Here is a 15,863-nt window from a genome sequence, read left to right as displayed (position 1 = left end):
AACGCCCTCAAGATTATAATTCAAATAGACGTTCTTCTACTTGGCTAATTTCATCCGCCAATTTTTTTAGAAAACGTAATTTATCACAGAACTGTGCAGCAGTTGACCATTGTTGCTCATTTAGCTGTTCTTCAAGTGCGGTCAACATTTCTTTTGTTTCTTTTTTAACGCGTTTCGCAAAGGATTCTAATGCATTTTCATCCTGGCTTTGCTCAATATTTTCGAGCTCTTCTCGCCATTCTAATTGCTGCATTAGGAATGCCATATCTTGTGTGCTCTTTTGTTCTAAATCCTGTGCTTCTCCCGTATTTAATGCAATAATTGCTTCCGAACGTAAAATTGGGTCTTTCAAGGTTTTTAATGCATCATTAACTTCTGTTGATTTTTGCATTGCAATGCGTTGTTCTTGTGCATCTGCCGTAACAAAATTATCCGGATGCAAACTCTTTTGAAGCACTAAATAGCGTTCAGACAAAAGCGATTGATCAACATTGAAAGCAACGGGCAAATCAAAAATAGCAAAAGGATTTGTCATCTTTATTCCTTAAACATGGAAACTTTCACCACATCCACATGATTCTTTCACATTTGGATTGTTATATTTAAAGCCTTCGTTCAAGCCTTCTTTGACATAATCTAGCTCAATGCCATCTAAATAAACCAAGCTTTTTGGATCGACTACCACTTTCACGCCATGCTGCTCAAAAACAAGATCGTCATCATTGAGCACATCAACGAATTCAAGCACATAGCCTAAACCCGAACAACCTGATGTTTTCACACCTAAGCGTAAACCGATACCTTTTCCACGATTTTCAAGAAAAGTACGAACTCGTTGTACCGCTTTTTCAGTGAGTGTTATAGACATATTCTGATCCTTAAATTGATAAAGTGCGGTCATTTTCGACCGCACTTTTGATTACTTACCTTGTTTATTTTTGTAGTCAGCAATGGCGGCTTTAATTGCGTCTTCTGCTAAGATTGAGCAGTGAACTTTTACCGGTGGTAATTCAAGTTCTTCCGCAATTTGGCTGTTTTTGATTGCACCTGCTTCATCTAAAGATTTGCCTTTTACCCATTCAGTAATTAAAGAGCTAGAAGCAATCGCAGAACCACAACCATAAGTTTTAAATTTTGCATCTTCAATAATGCCGCTGTCATTTACTTTGATTTGTAACTGCATAACGTCACCACAAGCTGGCGCGCCCACCATGCCAGTGCCCACAGAATTATCTTTTTTGTCCATTGAACCAACATTGCGTGGATTTTCGTAATGTTCGATAACTTTTTCGCTGTATGCCATATTATGTTCCTTTCCTAAATAAGTTGCTATCAGGCGGTCAAGCCACCTTGAAAATTAGTGGGCTGCCCACTCAATAGTGTTTAAATCAATACCTTCTTTGAACATATCCCAAAGTGGCGATAATTCACGAAGTTTTGCTACTGCATTACGTGTTAAATTAATGGTGTAATCAATTTCTTCTTCCGTTGTCCAACGACCAAGAGTGAAACGAATTGAGCTATGTGCTAATTCATCATTACGACCTAATGCACGTAATACATAAGATGGTTCTAAACTCGCTGAAGTACAAGCCGAACCAGAAGAAACTGCCACATCACGTAATGCCATCATCAATGATTCACCTTCAACATAGTTAAAGCTGATGTTCAAGTTATTTGCTACACGGTGCTCCATTGAACCATTTACATAGGTTTCTTCAATTTCTTTTAATCCATTATATAAACGATCGCGTAAAGCTCTGATACGAGGAATCTCTGTCGCCATTTCTTCTTTTGCAATACGATAAGCTTCACCCATACCAACAATTTGGTGTACAGGTAATGTACCAGAACGCATACCACGCTCGTGACCACCACCATGGATAATTGCTTCTAAACGAACGCGAGGTTTACGACAAACATATAATGCCCCGATACCTTTTGGCCCGTACAATTTGTGACTAGACATTGACATCAAATCAACTGGTAATTCAGCAAGATTAATTTCTACCTTACCGACACTTTGGGTCGCATCTACGTGGAAAATGGTTTTGTTTGCACGGCAAAGCTCACCAATTGCTTTAATATCTTGAATCACGCCAATCTCATTATTCACATGCATAATTGACACAACAATTGTATCTGGACGTAATGCTGCTTTAAATTTCTCAAGATCGATTAAACCATCTTCTTCTGGATCTAAATAGGTGACTTCAAAGCCTTCACGCTCTAATTGACGGCAAGTATCCAATACAGCTTTGTGTTCAGTTTTGCAGGTGATAATGTGCTTACCTTTTGTTTGATAAAAGTGTGCCGCACCTTTAATTGCAAGGTTATCTGCTTCTGTTGCGCCAGAAGTAAATACGATCTCACGAGAGTCTGCGCCAATCAAATCCGCAATTTGATTACGTGCAATATCAACCGCTTCCTCAGCTTGCCAGCCAAATTTATGTGAACGAGATGCTGGATTACCGAATACACCATCAATGGTTAAATATTCCATCATTTTTTTAGCCACACGTTCATCAACTGGACATGTTGCTGCATAATCTAAATAAATTGGTAATTTCATTTTCACTCCTAAATAACTACCAAAAATGCCATCATTTTGACCGCACTTTGATCTACTTTCCTATTATTGGTTAACGACAACCAAATCATCAAAATCTTTGTGAGCTTTATGTTTTCCTGATTTTTTCTCTACAAGCTCGGCTAATGTAATCTCATCTAAAAAATCAGAAATACGATCACTTAAATCTTGCCATAAAGAATGAGTTAAACATTCAACCCCACCTTTACAATTCCCCTTTCCAAGGCATCTTGTGACATTAATGTTCTCGTTTACGGCAGAGATTACCATACCGATAGAAATTTGATCAGATGGTAACGCTAAACGATAGCCACCACCTGGACCACGAACGCTTTTTACTAATCTACCACGACGCAATTTGGCAAATAATTGCTCAAGATAAGAAAGTGAAATATTTTGACGTTCTGAGATATCCGCTAAACAAACTGGATCTGTCCCTGCGTGTAATGCGATATCTAAAATTGCGGTAACCGCGTATCGTCCTTTAGATGTAAGTTTCATAAAGCATCCCTATTAATCGTCGTTTGGATAGTTTACATATCTGACTATGATAGTCAATTTTAGTCTTTTTGCAGATTAAGGCGTTTTTCAACCGCACTTAACATTCCTCGCAAAATATTTAATTCATTTTTTTCTAGAGAAGAACGGTTATAAAGTCGTCTTAACTTTTGTATAACCCCTTGATTTTGAATAAAACCAAGTGATTGATATACCTGTTCCGTATGCACGAAAAAATACTCCATTTCTTGTGCTGTTGGATAGATATTTTCTATTGTTGAAAGTGCAGTTTCCGTTCTATTTTTCACTAAAAATGCCATTCGCATTTCATAACTTACCAACTGTACTGCCATCGCTAAATTTAGCGAAGAATATTCAGGATTAGCAGGGATATTTAAATGATAATGACATTTAAGTAATTCTTCATTTGTGAGCCCAACACGCTCACGACCGAACACGATTGCCACTTGGCCTTGATGTGCACTGACTTTCTCCGCACATTCTCTTGGCTCAATCAACGTACTCTGTAAATGGCGTAATCTCGCACTGGTCCCAATTACTAATGAGCAATTTTCTATTGCTTGTTCAAAAGTATCAACAATGTTGGCATTACGCACAACATCATCAGCGCCTGCAGCTAATGCAATAGATTGCTCATCCACCGATTTTGGCGAGACCAAATAAAGGTTGGATAATCCCATTGTTTTCATCGCACGCGAGGCTGAACCTATATTCCCACTATGAGATGTTTCAACCAAAACAATTCGAATATTTTGTAACATTTTATGCCCGACTTAAAGTTGTGGATATTCTATCATAATAACCGCTAAATATAGTCAAGAATTTTGAAAATATTTTACTTTTTTGTAAATTTATTAACAAACAGGAGGAATAAGAAGTTGACTGGTGGGCTGTGAGAGACTCGAACTCTCGACCGACGGATTAAGAGTCCGCTGCTCTACCAACTGAGCTAACAACCCAACCGGTTAAATAATGACCTGTAAAATAGATGGTGGGTCGTGAAGGATTCGAACCTTCGACCAACGGATTAAAAGTCCGCTGCTCTACCGACTGAGCTAACGACCCACATTGTTTCGTAACAGGTGCGTATATTACCGATTTTATTTTCTGACGCAAGAAAAATCTGAAGAAATTGTGCTAATTGCGTGAATACTCGTCAATTTGTGCCAATATCTTAGAACAAATAAAAAAAAGGAGAGTATTTCTACTCTCCCTTTTTCTAAGAATCAAAATTCTCTAAAAATTAGTATGCTAACACTGCACGACGGTTTTTAGAGTATGCTGCTTCATCGTGACCTAACACTGCAGGTTTTTCTTCACCGTAAGAAACAGTTGATACTTTACCAGCGTCAACACCTTTACCAGCTAAGAAACCTTTAACTGCATCAGCACGACGTTGACCTAAAGCGATGTTGTACTCTGGAGTACCACGTTCGTCAGTGTTACCTTCAACAACCACTTTAGAAGCTGCAGTTGCATTTAAGTATGCAGCGTGAGCATCTAAGATTTGAACGTATTCACCTTCGATGTTGAATTTGTCGAAACCGAAGTAAACGGTGTTGTAACGTTGTTGAAGATCTTCAACAGAGTAACCACCGAAAGTTTGGCCGTTGTTGTTAGCACCGTTGCCTGCTGCATCGTTGTTTGATGAGCTACATGCTGCTAATGCAGCTACTGAACCAGCAACTAATAATGATTTAACAAATTTGTTCATTAGATTTCTCCTCAATGAGTTTTTTTATTTAGTCAAGTATGGAGACCAAGCTGGAAATTTCACTTGGCCATTACTTCCTGGAAGACTCGCTTTAAAGCGACCATCTGCAGAAACTAATTGTAACACCTTTCCTAACCCTTGTGTAGAGCTGTAAATAATCATGATACCGTTAGGAGAAATACTTGGGCTTTCACCTAAGAAAGATGTACTTAATACTTCAGAGCTACCGCTGGTGAGATCTTGTTTTACCACGTTATTATTACCGTTGATCATCACAAGTGTTTTACCATCACTACTGATTTGCGCACTACCGCGACCGCCTACTGGTGACGCACCACCACCGCTTGCACTCATACGATAAACTTGTGGTGAACCGCTTCTATCTGAAGTAAAGAGAATTGAGCTACCATCTGGAGACCATGACGGTTCTGTATTATTACCCGCACCGCTAGTTAATTGAGTAGGTTTTCCGCCATTTGAGCTCATTACATAGATGTTTAATAAACCATCTTGTGAAGAAGCAAAGGCAAGTTTAGAACCGTCTGGAGAGAACGCTGGTGCACCGTTATGACCAGGGAAAGAAGCAACCACTTTACGAGAACCTGAACCTAGGTCTTGTACAACAAGTTGTGATTTCTTGTTCTCAAAAGATACGTAAGCTAAACGTTTACCATCTGGAGACCAGGCTGGAGACATAATTGGTTGTGAGCTACGATTTACAATGAATTGATTGTACCCATCATAATCTGCTACACGAACTTCATAAGGTTGTGATCCACCATTTTTTTGTACCACATAAGCAATACGAGTTCTGAATGCACCACGAATACCAGTTAATTTTTCAAATACTTCATCACTCACAGTGTGCGCACCGTAACGTAACCATTTATTAGTCACGGTATAGCTATTTTGTGCAAGCACTGCACCTGGCGTACCTGATGCGCCCACAGTATCAACTAACTGATAAGAAATGTTATAACCACTACCAGTTGAAGTCACTTGACCTACAACAACAGCATCAATACCTAAAGCAGTCCAAGCCTCTGGTTTCACTTCTGCTGCGGTTGTTGGTTGTTGTGGCATTTGGCTTACTGGAATTGGATTAAATTTACCACTATTACGTAAGTCATCCGCAACAATTTGACCAATATTTTCAGGTGCAGAACCTGCGAAAGGAACAACTGCGATAGGACGAGCCCCATCAACCCCTTCATCAATCACAATTCTAACTTCATCTTCTGCCATTGCTGTGCTTGCAAATGCAAACATCACCACAAATAGCCCCATAACACGTTTGATCAATTTCATTTAATCACCTTATTTTAACGTTGTTATTTTCCTAAAACCGATTATCGAGCATTGATATCAAAATCGATAGTCGGCGCTTTATATTTCTCATACACTGCATCAGATGGTGCCGCTGGAACTTTTTTCGTTCTTGCTACCGCACTCATTGCCGCAGTACAGATGTCATCAGGTCCAGAAACTCGTTGGTAAGCTAAAATAGTACCATCTCGACCGAGTTGAATTTTAATGCGGCAAACTTTACCGGCAAAACTTGGATCTTTTAAGAAGCGGCGTTGAATTTCACGCTTAATCACACCTGCATATTGGTCACCGACTTTGCCACCGTCTCCGGCCCCTAGTCCAGCACCACTACCTTGTGTACCGCCTTTATTCGCATTGCCACCTTTAGATGCGCTACCACCACCGATGTCACCACCATTCATGAAATCATCTAAAGCTGCTTGATCCGCTTTACGTTTTGCTGCATCAGCTTTCGCTTTTGCATCAGCCTTCGCTTTAGCTTCTGCATCCGCTTTAGCTTTTGCTTCTGCCTTCGCTTTTGCTTCAGCCTCTGCTTTCGCTTTTGCATCGGCCTCAGCTTTCGCTTTCGCCTTAGCATCTGCTTCTGCTTTAGCCTTGGCGTCTGCCTCAGCTTTTGCCTTCGCTTTTGCTTCAACCTCTGCTTTCGCTTTCGCCTCAGCCTTGGCTTTAGCATCTGCTTCTGCTTTTTCTTTCGCTTTTTGAGCTTCAGCTTGTGCCTTCGCTTTCGCCTCTTCTTCAGCCTGTTTAGCGGCTGCCGCTAAACGTTTTGCCTCAGCTTCAGCTTTCAACTTCGCTGCCTCTGCAGCTTGTTTTGCTTTTGCTTCTTCAGCTTGTTTCTGTTTTTCTAACGCCTCTTGACGAGCAAGCTCTTGCTGCTGTTTTTGCTTTTGCTTTTCAATTTCTTGCTGCTTTTGTTTTTCAAGTTCTTTTTGACGTTGAATTTCCTGCTGACGCTTAATCTCTTCTTGTTTCGCAATTTCTTGCTGATTTGGTTCAGGTTCAGGCTCTGGTTTTTTCTCTTCAACTACAGGCTCAGGTTTCTTCTGTTTATCAGTTTGACCTTTTTTCTGTTGTTGAATACGTCCCCACTCCTGTGCTGCGCTGCCAGTATCGACCATCACAGCTCCCATGGCATCACCTTCACCTTCTCCACCACCCATTATTTCAACGGTTTGATAAAGAGAGCTCCAAATCAACAAACCAAACAATGCAAGGTGCATCGCAATAGAGATGACAAACTCATTTGCACGTTTTTTTCGTCGATTATTCTGCACGGTTTTACCTACTTATTCTTAAATTGGGTTAGTCATTAAACCCACAGACTTAATGCCGGCAAGATGTAGTAAATTCAGTGCTTTAATCACTTCTTCATAAGGTACATCTTTTGCTCCACCCACTAAGAACATTGTGTTATTGTCTTTATCAAATTCTTGTTTTGATAATTGGGTTACCATTTCTTCGTTAAGGCCTTCTTGGCGTTGACCACCAATCGAAATCGAATACTGCCCAACACCTGCTACTTCTAAAATAACCGGTGTTTTATCTTCATTTGATACATTTTGACTTTGCACCGAATCAGGGAGTTCCACTTGAACGCTCTGACTGATAATCGGCGCGGTTGCCATAAAAATTAACACTAAAACTAAAAGAACATCGAGAAATGGCACGATGTTAATTTCAGATTTAATGTCTTTACGCTGACGACGAGCCATAATTTCCTCTAAAACTTCGCTAAAATCCACCGCACTTTTCGTTTTATTTATTAAGTGCGGTCAATTTTTCATTTATTTTTAATGGGGCGCTTTACCAAAAGCTTGACGATGTAAAATTGTGGTGAATTCATCAATGAAGTTACCATAATTTTGTTCAATCGCATTTACACGTAAGCTTAAACGGTTATACGCCATTACAGCTGGAATCGCCGCAAACAAACCGATTGCTGTTGCGATCAAGGCTTCTGCAATACCTGGAGCAACCATTTGTAATGTTGCTTGTTTCGCACCACTTAATGCCATAAATGCGTGCATGATCCCCCAAACGGTACCAAATAAACCGATATATGGACTTACAGAAGCAACTGTTGCTAAGAAAGGTACACGACTTTCAAGCGCTTCTACTTCACGATTCATCGCAAGGTTCATCGCACGAGTCGTACCTTTGATGATTGCTTCTGGTGCATTCGCATTCACTTGTTTTAAGCGAGAGAATTCTTTAAAGCCGACAAAGAAAATTTGTTCGCTACCTGTTAATACTTCACGACGATTAGATAAACCATCATAAAGTTTATTTAAATCTTCACCAGACCAGAAACGATCTTCAAAAGTGTTCGCTTCTTTTAACGCGCTCGTCAAAATACGGCTACGTTGAATGATGATTGCCCAAGAAATAATTGAGAACGAAATTAAGATCACAATTACAAGTTGAACAACGATACTCGCTTTTAGAAAAAGATCTAAAAAGTTCAATTCTGCAGTCATTGCATACTCCGAAAAGTTATTTACTTTAAAAATGCCGCTTTTAATTCTTCAGGAATTGCGACAGGTTTCATTTTGCCTAGATCAACACAGGCTACCTTAACAGTAGCCTTTGATAACACCACCGTCTCACGAACTAACTGCTGTTCAAAGAGGATTGTCGCCCCTTTCACTGCCGTTATTTCAGTTTCGACAATAAGATAATCATCCAATTTTGCCGGAATACAATAGTCAATAGACACGGTTTTGACCACAAAAGCGACTTGTTGTTCCTGCAATAATGATTGTTGGGAAAAATTAAGCGTTCTTAAATATTCAGTTCGCGCACGTTCAAAAAAATGTAAGTAACGTGCGTGATACACTACTCCGCCTGCATCCGTGTCCTCATAATACACACGAACCGGAAAGGTAAAACATTGGTTATTCAAAATAATGCTCAAATTATCAGCCATAACAAACCGCTTATTTTAGAACCTGTTCATAAGATGTGCAAGATCCAAATAATAATATTTGTCTATCGTTCTTATAATAACCAATGCTGAACAATAGCGATTATTGTGGTGAAATAACCAATAAATGGCAAGAAAACAAGCTGCCATATTGCCCGTCGAATATCAAATCCAATGCCGTGGATCCATAAATTAATCAATCCCCAAAAGATTGCGAGAATCCAAGCAGGATGAGCAGTTCGAAGTGCGGTCGAAAATTGACTTAAATTTAGAAAGAAAGCCGCAGTTAAAAATAACGCTAAAATAAACGAAAGGGTTCGCAAGGAACCCTTATTACTTAATTGATAGAGTGAATTAATCATCATTACTCGTCAAATTTACCTGACTTTTCTTTACCAATGGTTAATTTAGCACTCACCATAACTGCAGCCAACACACCCACTACCCAAATTGCATATAACATATTGTTTCTCCTTAGTATAATGAGTTTTTGTTGTCTTCAACAAAGCTTTCATCCAAGCGACCAAACATTTTGTAGTATGACCAAGTGGTGTAAAGCAATGAGATGGTAACGAATACTAATGCCAAGTAGAACATTAAGTTTAATGTTAATTGACTTGATGTTGCATCCCACATTAACAAGCTTTGTTCTGGATGAGTACTTGAAGGCATTACAAATGGGAACATTGATACTGCCGCAGTGATGATCACGCCTGCCATGGTTAATACGGAGAAGAAGAACGCAAAACCACAACGATTTGCTTTAGATGCAGCCACATTTAATAATGCACCAACCACAGCTAATACTGGGAACGCCCATAAAGCTGGATTTTCATTGAAGTTTTTGAACCATGCACCTGCTTCAACTGCTACTTGCTTACCTGAAGCTGGGGCTGATGCTGCAAAATGATCAATCGTGCTAGTCACCACATAACCGTCTTTGAATGAAAGCCACACACCTGCAAGTACAAAAGTAATTAATGTTACTAATGCACCAATTTGTGTAATTGCTCTTGCACGATCACGCAATGCAGCAGTGGTTTTCATTTGTAACCAGTTTGCACCGTGAGTCACTAACATTGCAAGGCTTAACACACCGCAAAGTAATGCGAATGGGTTTAATAATGCAAAGAAAGAACCTGTGTAAGTTGCTTGTGAAAGCTCATTTAATTCGAATGGTACACCTTGTAATAAATTACCAAATGCTACACCGAATACTAATACAGGTACAAAACCACCCGCAAATAAGCCCCAATCCCACATAGCACGCCATGTTGGATTATCAATTTTCGCACGATATTCAAAACCAATTGGACGGAAGAATAACGCAGCTAACACTAAAAATAAGGCAATATAGAAGCCTGAAAACGCAACAGAATAAACAATCGGCCATGCCGCGAAGATTGCACCACCAGCAGTTAATAACCAAACTTGGTTACCATCCCAGTGTGGAGCAATCGAGTTAATCATAATACGTCTTTCTACTTCTTTCTTACCAACTACGGGTAAAAGTGCGGTCACGCCCATATCGAATCCATCTGTTACAGAGAAACCGATAAGCAATACAACAACTAGCACCCACCAAATAATACGTAGAATTTCATAATCAAGCATAATCCATCTCCTGCTTATTTAGATGATTGCTCAAAATAGTATTTGCCGGTTTTCAATGCACTTGGACCTAAACGTGCATATTTAAACATCAAATACATTTCTGCAATAATGAAGAAGAAGTAAAGTACACAAATTAAACCGATAGAGAACCATAAATCACCTACACTCAAGTTAGAGGCAGACACACCTACCGGTAATACTTCATAAATCGCCCATGGTTGACGACCAAATTCAGCTAAGAACCAACCAAATTCAATCGCTAAGAATGGCAATGGAATACCCCAAAGCAATGCTTTAAGTAATAAGCGAGAAGAAGTGACTTTGTTACGTAAATTTTGAACAAATGCACCAAAGGTCAGTAAAATAATTAAACCACCTGCCGCTAACATACCACGGAATGCCCAGAAGTTAGGACCTACGTTTGGAATAGTATCACGTGCTGCTTGTTTAATTTGTTCATCCGTTGCATCTACAACTTTATCTGTGTAACGTTTTAATAATAAACCAAAACCTAAATCACCTTTGACTTCATCAAATTTTGCTTTAGTTTCAGGATTTACTTGGCCTGCTGATTTTTTCTCTGCTTTTAATTGCGTGAATAAATCATAAGCAACCATACCGTTACGAACACGACCTTCATTTTTCGCTTGAATGTCTTTCAAACCAACAATTTCAGTGTCTAAAGAACGCGTTGCAATTAAACCACCTAAGTAAGGGATATCAATCGCAAAATCATTTTTCATTTCGGCGGTATTTGGAATCGCAACTGGATGGAATGGTGCTGGTGCTGCATGAGTATCAAACTCAGCTTCCATTGCAGCCAATTTCACAGGTTGTGCTTTACCAATTTCATAACCTGATTCATCCCCCATAATTAATACAGCTGATGCAGCGATAAAACCAAAAGTTGCCGCTACAGAGAATGAACGTTTAGCAAAACCAATATCGCGGCCTTTTAATAAATAGAATGCACTGATACCTAATACAAACATTGCACCGGTTGTATAACCTGCTGTTAATGTGTGTAAGAATTTACCTTGCGCAACTGGATTTAACCAAAGATCTAAGAAGCTGGTCATTTCCATACGAATGGTTTCAAAGTTAAACTCTGCCGCTACCGGATGTTGCATCCAACCATTCGCGACTAAAATCCACATCGCAGAAAGGTTTGAACCAAAGGCTACGCAGTAAGTTGCGAGTAAGTGTTTACCTTTAGTTAAACGATCCCAACCGAAGAAGAATAGACCCACGAAAGTGGACTCTAAGAAGAACGCAAGTAATGCTTCGATCGCTAATGGCGCACCGAAAATATCACCTACATAGTGAGAATAATAAGACCAGTTTGTCCCGAATTGGAACTCCATGATAATACCGGTCGTTACCCCTAGAGCAAAGTTAATACCAAATAACTTACCCCAGAATTTAGTCATATCTTTATATACTTCTTTGCCCGTTTTAACATAAATGGTTTCCATGATCACAAGAACGAAAGATAAACCTAATGTTAATGGTACAAAAATGAAGTGATATAACGCAGTTAACGCAAACTGCAAGCGTGAGAGATCAACAACGTCTAACATCTCAACTCCTTGTATAAATCTACAAGATTTTCACTTTATGATTACCAAGGATAACCCCAAATAACCACCCCAAACTACTCAACAGAAATTGTTAAGAAATATTGAATTATTTACGTAATAATTGCCTTTTCTATTCTCAAAACAGAATACAGTAACCGATTACAATATAAATATTCAAAAATTTGCCATATTCTACTACTATTTATGAGGATAAAAAACAGAAAAAACCGTTATCTTGATCACATTTTTTGATATAAGTTACAAAATACCCTATTTTGCATAACAATGACAAAATTGATCCACATCAAATTCTGTGTTTTTTGCTCAAAATGGAAAAATTTATCTATCACAAGGAAACTTTATTTAAAAAAAATGGACAAAATAATCACTAGACAGGGCTGCAAGATTTTGCTATTTTTTAGCCTAATAATATTTGGAGAGATTTGTAGGGATTTACAATGAAAAAAATTTGCGTAATTTTGACCGCACTTTTCGGTTCTATGGCATTATCTGCCACTGCAGCACCTCTTACAGAAAACAAAGCTGCTCTTCCACAACAATGTACTCAGTTATTTAAAGAAACAGAAAATTTGATTGCCCAAGCAGAAAAACAGCCCGGCACTCACACTCAAGTAGGTAAAATCAAAAGCAAACTAAATCAAAGCAAACAGCAAATTCTTGAAATGGAATTAGCGACTCAACAAAAAAGCTGTGATGTGGGTTTAGCAAGATTAAATAGTATGAAGAGCTATACTGAAGGAACTGAAGGAACTAACTAAGCAGGTTTCAAAAAGAAAGGACATATTGATATCAATATGTCCTTTTTTTCTATCTCTTATTCTGACGGCTTCTGAAGTCCGAAGTGTCGATAAGTTAACGAAGTCGCAATTCGGCCTCGAGGGGTTCGCTGTAAAAATCCTTGTTGAATCAAATAAGGTTCTAAAACATCCTCGATAGTGTCTCGTTCTTCACCTATTGCTGCTGCCAAGTTATCTAACCCAACTGGCCCACCATCAAAACGTTCAATCACTGCGGTAAGCAATTTTCTATCTAAGTAATCAAAGCCCGCATCATCTATATCTAACATTGAAAGTGCTTGTTTCGCGATGTCTGCCGAAATAATGCCATCATTACGTACATCAGCAAAATCTCGAACGCGACGCAATAAACGGTTTGCAATGCGAGGGGTTCCACGCGAACGACGAGCCACTTCAAAAGCCGCTTTATCTTCTAATTCTAGATTTAAGCAAGAGGCACTTCTTGTCACAATAGAAGTTAAATCTTCAACGGAATAAAATTCTAAACGCTGAACAATACCAAAACGATCTCGTAATGGTGAAGTTAAAGAACCCGCTCGAGTTGTTGCACCAATTAATGTGAAAGGTGGCAAATCTAATTTAATTGAGCGTGCAGCAGGGCCTTCACCGATCATAATATCCAGCTGATAATCTTCCATTGCTGGATAAAGCACTTCTTCAATCGCAGGGGAAAGACGATGAATTTCATCAATAAACAACACATCATGGGGTTCAAGATTTGTCAGCATTGCCGCTAAATCGCCGGCTTTTTCAAGCACAGGCCCTGATGTTGTGCGAATATTCACACCCATTTCATTTGCCACAATATTAGCTAGCGTCGTTTTTCCTAAACCTGGAGGGCCGAAGATCAAAAGATGATCTAAGGCATCTTGACGCAGTTTTGCCGCCTTAATGAAAATATCCATCTGCTCTCGCACTTGTGGCTGCCCCACATAGTCCGCTAAAAGCTTTGGACGAATCGCACGATCGATGACATCTTCATCCATCTTTGCCTGACTGCTAATAATTCTATCTGCTTCGATCATATCTGTTTAATCTTTATAATGCGGCTTTTAAGGCTTCGCGAATTAATTGCTCACTGCTTAAATCCGCTTTAGCGACTTTTTTCACCATTTTTTCAGCATCGGTTGGTTTATAACCTAATGCAACCAATGCAGCAATCGCTTCATCTGTAGAGCTTTCAGCTTGGCGTAATTCTGACGTTGAAGGAATATGCTTGCTCTCCACAAAGAAATCACTTTGGCGAACATCTTTAAACTTCCCTTTTAACTCTACCAATAAACGTTCAGCCGTTTTCTTGCCCACACCAGGAATTTTAACTAATTTTGACAGTTCTTCTCGTTCAATAGCATAAGCAAATTGCTCTACGGACATTGCAGATAAAATTGCGAGTGCCAATTTAGGACCAACACCATTGGTTTTAATTAATTCACGGAATAAAGTGCGGTCAGTTTTTTGGGCGAATCCAAAAAGAAGATGAGCATCTTCACGCACAACAAGATGGGTAAATAAAGTGGTTTCTTGCCCGATTTCAGGTAAGTCATAAAAACTGGTCATTGGTAACAATAATTCGTAACCTACGCCTTGCACATCAAGCAAAATTTCAGGAGGTTGTTTTTCTAATAAGATGCCTTTTAAACGACCGATCATAAGATTTCCATGTAAAAAAATTTTGCATAGAATAAAATAAAACTGGATATTAATCCAGTTAAATTTTTAGTCTAAATCGACCTCGGCTATACCTTGTTTTTAAAAGTGCGGTCATTTTTTCATGTGTTTCTGTCGTCTTGACCGAGCCAGCAATATGCAAAGAATGTTGAATGGTGTGGGCATGGGTAATCGCAATGGCTAAAGCATCTGCCGCATCAGCTTGTGGTTTATCTGAGAGCTTCAAAATTCGTGTCACCATATCTTGTACTTGAACTTTATCTGCCGAACCAATCCCAACGACAGTCTGTTTCACCAAACGAGCGGCATATTCAAATACAGGTAAATCGTGATTCACCGCTGCCACAATTGCCGTACCACGTGCTTGCCCCAGTTTTAAAGCGGAATCTGCATTTTTAGCCATAAACACTTGTTCAATGGCAAACATATCCGGCTGAAATTGCGTGATGATTTCTGTCACACCGGCATAAATTCGTTTTAATCGTGTAGGTAAATCTTCTACCTGCGTACGGATTGCTCCACTGCCGAGATATTCTAATTGGCGACCATTTTGTCTAATCACACCATAGCCCGTTACACGAGAACCTGGGTCAATGCCTAAAATAATACTCATAAATTCTCAAAAATAAACGGCCGGTCAATGCCGGCCGTTTTTTAGCGTTAATTATTGATTTGCTTTTGCAGTTGCTTTTGCATCTACATCACAGTTTTTCACAACAATTTTGTCTGCTTTTTTGCCTTTGATTAAAAGATTTACTGGCACTACAGAATCAAATTTATCTAAAGTTAAACCACTATCTACGTTCCAAACATATTTGCCTGAAGTAAATGAAGTGAAGTCTTTTTGAGCTGCATCACGAGCGAAATCTTTCGCAACAACTTTGTTGCCTACCATTACCATTGCCGCTGTTGGCTCTTGGTTTTCGAATTGATAAACTGCAGTTACAGTTTTCTTATTACAAGTATAAACAACTGTTTTATCCGTTACAGTAGGTGCTGCAGTTTGCTCTGCCTTGTTTTCCATTTTTGGTGCATCGCTTGCACAAGCTGATAAAACAACAAGAGCGGCCATTGCAGGTAATACTTTAGCTAATTTCATTCTAAATCT

At 39.2% G+C, this 15,863-nt stretch carries 20 protein-coding genes and 2 tRNA genes; 1 reads left to right on the top strand and 21 read right to left on the bottom strand.

The features are described 5' to 3' along the window. Positions 1-13: 13 nt before the first annotated feature. From hscB to INP95_RS05015, 17 genes are all read right to left on the bottom strand, one after another. The gene (gene hscB, locus INP95_RS05095; protein ID WP_197560253.1) at positions 14-535 is read right to left on the bottom strand and encodes a Fe-S protein assembly co-chaperone HscB; all 522 of its coding nucleotides are present in this window, start codon (positions 533-535) and stop codon (positions 14-16) included. Between the two features lie 9 nt (positions 536-544). Continuing rightward, positions 545-868, bottom strand: coding sequence for an iron-sulfur cluster assembly protein IscA (gene iscA / locus INP95_RS05090; protein WP_197560252.1), 324 nt, complete (start codon positions 866-868; stop codon positions 545-547). A 51-nt stretch (positions 869-919) separates the two neighbouring features. Next, the gene (iscU, locus tag INP95_RS05085; RefSeq protein WP_049384355.1) at positions 920-1,303 is read right to left on the bottom strand and encodes a Fe-S cluster assembly scaffold IscU; all 384 of its coding nucleotides are present in this window, start codon (positions 1,301-1,303) and stop codon (positions 920-922) included. Positions 1,304-1,357: 54 nt separating this feature from the next. Next, entirely contained in the window at positions 1,358-2,572 is a 1,215-nt protein-coding gene (locus INP95_RS05080) for an IscS subfamily cysteine desulfurase (RefSeq protein WP_049384354.1), read from the bottom strand. A gap of 63 nt (positions 2,573-2,635) precedes the next feature. Further along, entirely contained in the window at positions 2,636-3,091 is a 456-nt protein-coding gene (gene iscR, locus INP95_RS05075) for a Fe-S cluster assembly transcriptional regulator IscR (protein WP_049384353.1), read from the bottom strand. A gap of 59 nt (positions 3,092-3,150) precedes the next feature. Then, positions 3,151-3,870: a tRNA (cytosine(32)/uridine(32)-2'-O)-methyltransferase TrmJ gene (trmJ, locus tag INP95_RS05070; protein ID WP_070591481.1), complete on the bottom strand. Its 720-nt coding sequence runs from the start codon at positions 3,868-3,870 to the stop codon at positions 3,151-3,153. 122 nt (positions 3,871-3,992) lie between these two features. Next, a tRNA-Lys gene (locus INP95_RS05065) sits at positions 3,993-4,068 on the bottom strand. Positions 4,069-4,098: 30 nt separating this feature from the next. Then, positions 4,099-4,174: transfer RNA gene (locus INP95_RS05060), tRNA-Lys, on the bottom strand. A gap of 178 nt (positions 4,175-4,352) precedes the next feature. Continuing rightward, on the bottom strand, positions 4,353-4,823 hold the full coding sequence (gene pal / locus INP95_RS05055) for a peptidoglycan-associated lipoprotein Pal (RefSeq protein WP_049384292.1): 471 nt from the start codon (positions 4,821-4,823) through the stop codon (positions 4,353-4,355). A gap of 24 nt (positions 4,824-4,847) precedes the next feature. Next, the gene (tolB, locus tag INP95_RS05050) at positions 4,848-6,131 is read right to left on the bottom strand and encodes a Tol-Pal system beta propeller repeat protein TolB (protein WP_197560251.1); all 1,284 of its coding nucleotides are present in this window, start codon (positions 6,129-6,131) and stop codon (positions 4,848-4,850) included. Between the two features lie 41 nt (positions 6,132-6,172). After that, positions 6,173-7,426, bottom strand: coding sequence for a cell envelope integrity protein TolA (gene tolA / locus INP95_RS05045; protein ID WP_070591484.1), 1,254 nt, complete (start codon positions 7,424-7,426; stop codon positions 6,173-6,175). An 18-nt stretch (positions 7,427-7,444) separates the two neighbouring features. Continuing rightward, positions 7,445-7,864 (bottom strand): colicin uptake protein TolR, encoded by a 420-nt coding sequence (tolR, locus tag INP95_RS05040; RefSeq protein WP_032803822.1) that lies wholly within the window; start codon positions 7,862-7,864, stop codon positions 7,445-7,447. Positions 7,865-7,942: 78 nt separating this feature from the next. Continuing rightward, a complete protein-coding gene (gene tolQ / locus INP95_RS05035; protein ID WP_049369196.1) occupies positions 7,943-8,629 on the bottom strand; it encodes a protein TolQ in 687 nt (228 codons plus the stop codon). A gap of 20 nt (positions 8,630-8,649) precedes the next feature. Beyond that, positions 8,650-9,078: a tol-pal system-associated acyl-CoA thioesterase gene (gene ybgC, locus INP95_RS05030; protein ID WP_197560250.1), complete on the bottom strand. Its 429-nt coding sequence runs from the start codon at positions 9,076-9,078 to the stop codon at positions 8,650-8,652. 71 nt (positions 9,079-9,149) lie between these two features. Continuing rightward, entirely contained in the window at positions 9,150-9,437 is a 288-nt protein-coding gene (ybgE, locus tag INP95_RS05025) for a cyd operon protein YbgE (protein WP_049381656.1), read from the bottom strand. 112 nt (positions 9,438-9,549) lie between these two features. Further along, a complete protein-coding gene (gene cydB, locus INP95_RS05020; RefSeq protein ID WP_197560249.1) occupies positions 9,550-10,689 on the bottom strand; it encodes a cytochrome d ubiquinol oxidase subunit II in 1,140 nt (379 codons plus the stop codon). A 14-nt stretch (positions 10,690-10,703) separates the two neighbouring features. After that, positions 10,704-12,269, bottom strand: coding sequence for a cytochrome ubiquinol oxidase subunit I (locus INP95_RS05015; protein WP_049384296.1), 1,566 nt, complete (start codon positions 12,267-12,269; stop codon positions 10,704-10,706). 458 nt (positions 12,270-12,727) lie between these two features. On the opposite strand from INP95_RS05015, the gene INP95_RS05010 reads away from it, so the two are divergent. After that, the gene (locus INP95_RS05010; protein ID WP_049364495.1) at positions 12,728-13,048 is read left to right on the top strand and encodes a DUF5339 domain-containing protein; all 321 of its coding nucleotides are present in this window, start codon (positions 12,728-12,730) and stop codon (positions 13,046-13,048) included. A gap of 56 nt (positions 13,049-13,104) precedes the next feature. Here the strand turns inward: INP95_RS05010 and ruvB are convergent, their stop codons facing one another. Genes ruvB through INP95_RS04990 form a run of 4 tightly spaced genes read right to left on the bottom strand, consistent with a single transcriptional unit; the run spans position 13,105 to position 15,854 of the window. Further along, the gene (ruvB, locus tag INP95_RS05005) at positions 13,105-14,112 is read right to left on the bottom strand and encodes a Holliday junction branch migration DNA helicase RuvB (RefSeq protein ID WP_070775702.1); all 1,008 of its coding nucleotides are present in this window, start codon (positions 14,110-14,112) and stop codon (positions 13,105-13,107) included. 13 nt (positions 14,113-14,125) lie between these two features. After that, on the bottom strand, positions 14,126-14,737 hold the full coding sequence (ruvA, locus tag INP95_RS05000; protein WP_197560248.1) for a Holliday junction branch migration protein RuvA: 612 nt from the start codon (positions 14,735-14,737) through the stop codon (positions 14,126-14,128). Positions 14,738-14,795: 58 nt separating this feature from the next. Continuing rightward, the gene (ruvC, locus tag INP95_RS04995) at positions 14,796-15,368 is read right to left on the bottom strand and encodes a crossover junction endodeoxyribonuclease RuvC (RefSeq protein ID WP_049366388.1); all 573 of its coding nucleotides are present in this window, start codon (positions 15,366-15,368) and stop codon (positions 14,796-14,798) included. A gap of 51 nt (positions 15,369-15,419) precedes the next feature. Continuing rightward, complete coding sequence (locus INP95_RS04990) at positions 15,420-15,854, bottom strand: ACP-like domain-containing protein (RefSeq protein WP_049372933.1); 435 nt, start codon at positions 15,852-15,854, stop codon at positions 15,420-15,422. Between the last annotated feature and the right edge of the window lie 9 nt (positions 15,855-15,863).

The sequence above is a fragment of the Haemophilus parainfluenzae genome, assembly GCF_014931375.1.
GTDB lineage: Bacteria > Pseudomonadota > Gammaproteobacteria > Enterobacterales > Pasteurellaceae > Haemophilus_D.
The sequence above is the reverse complement of the archived record's forward strand: the minus strand, read 5'-3'. Positions and strand labels throughout refer to the sequence as shown.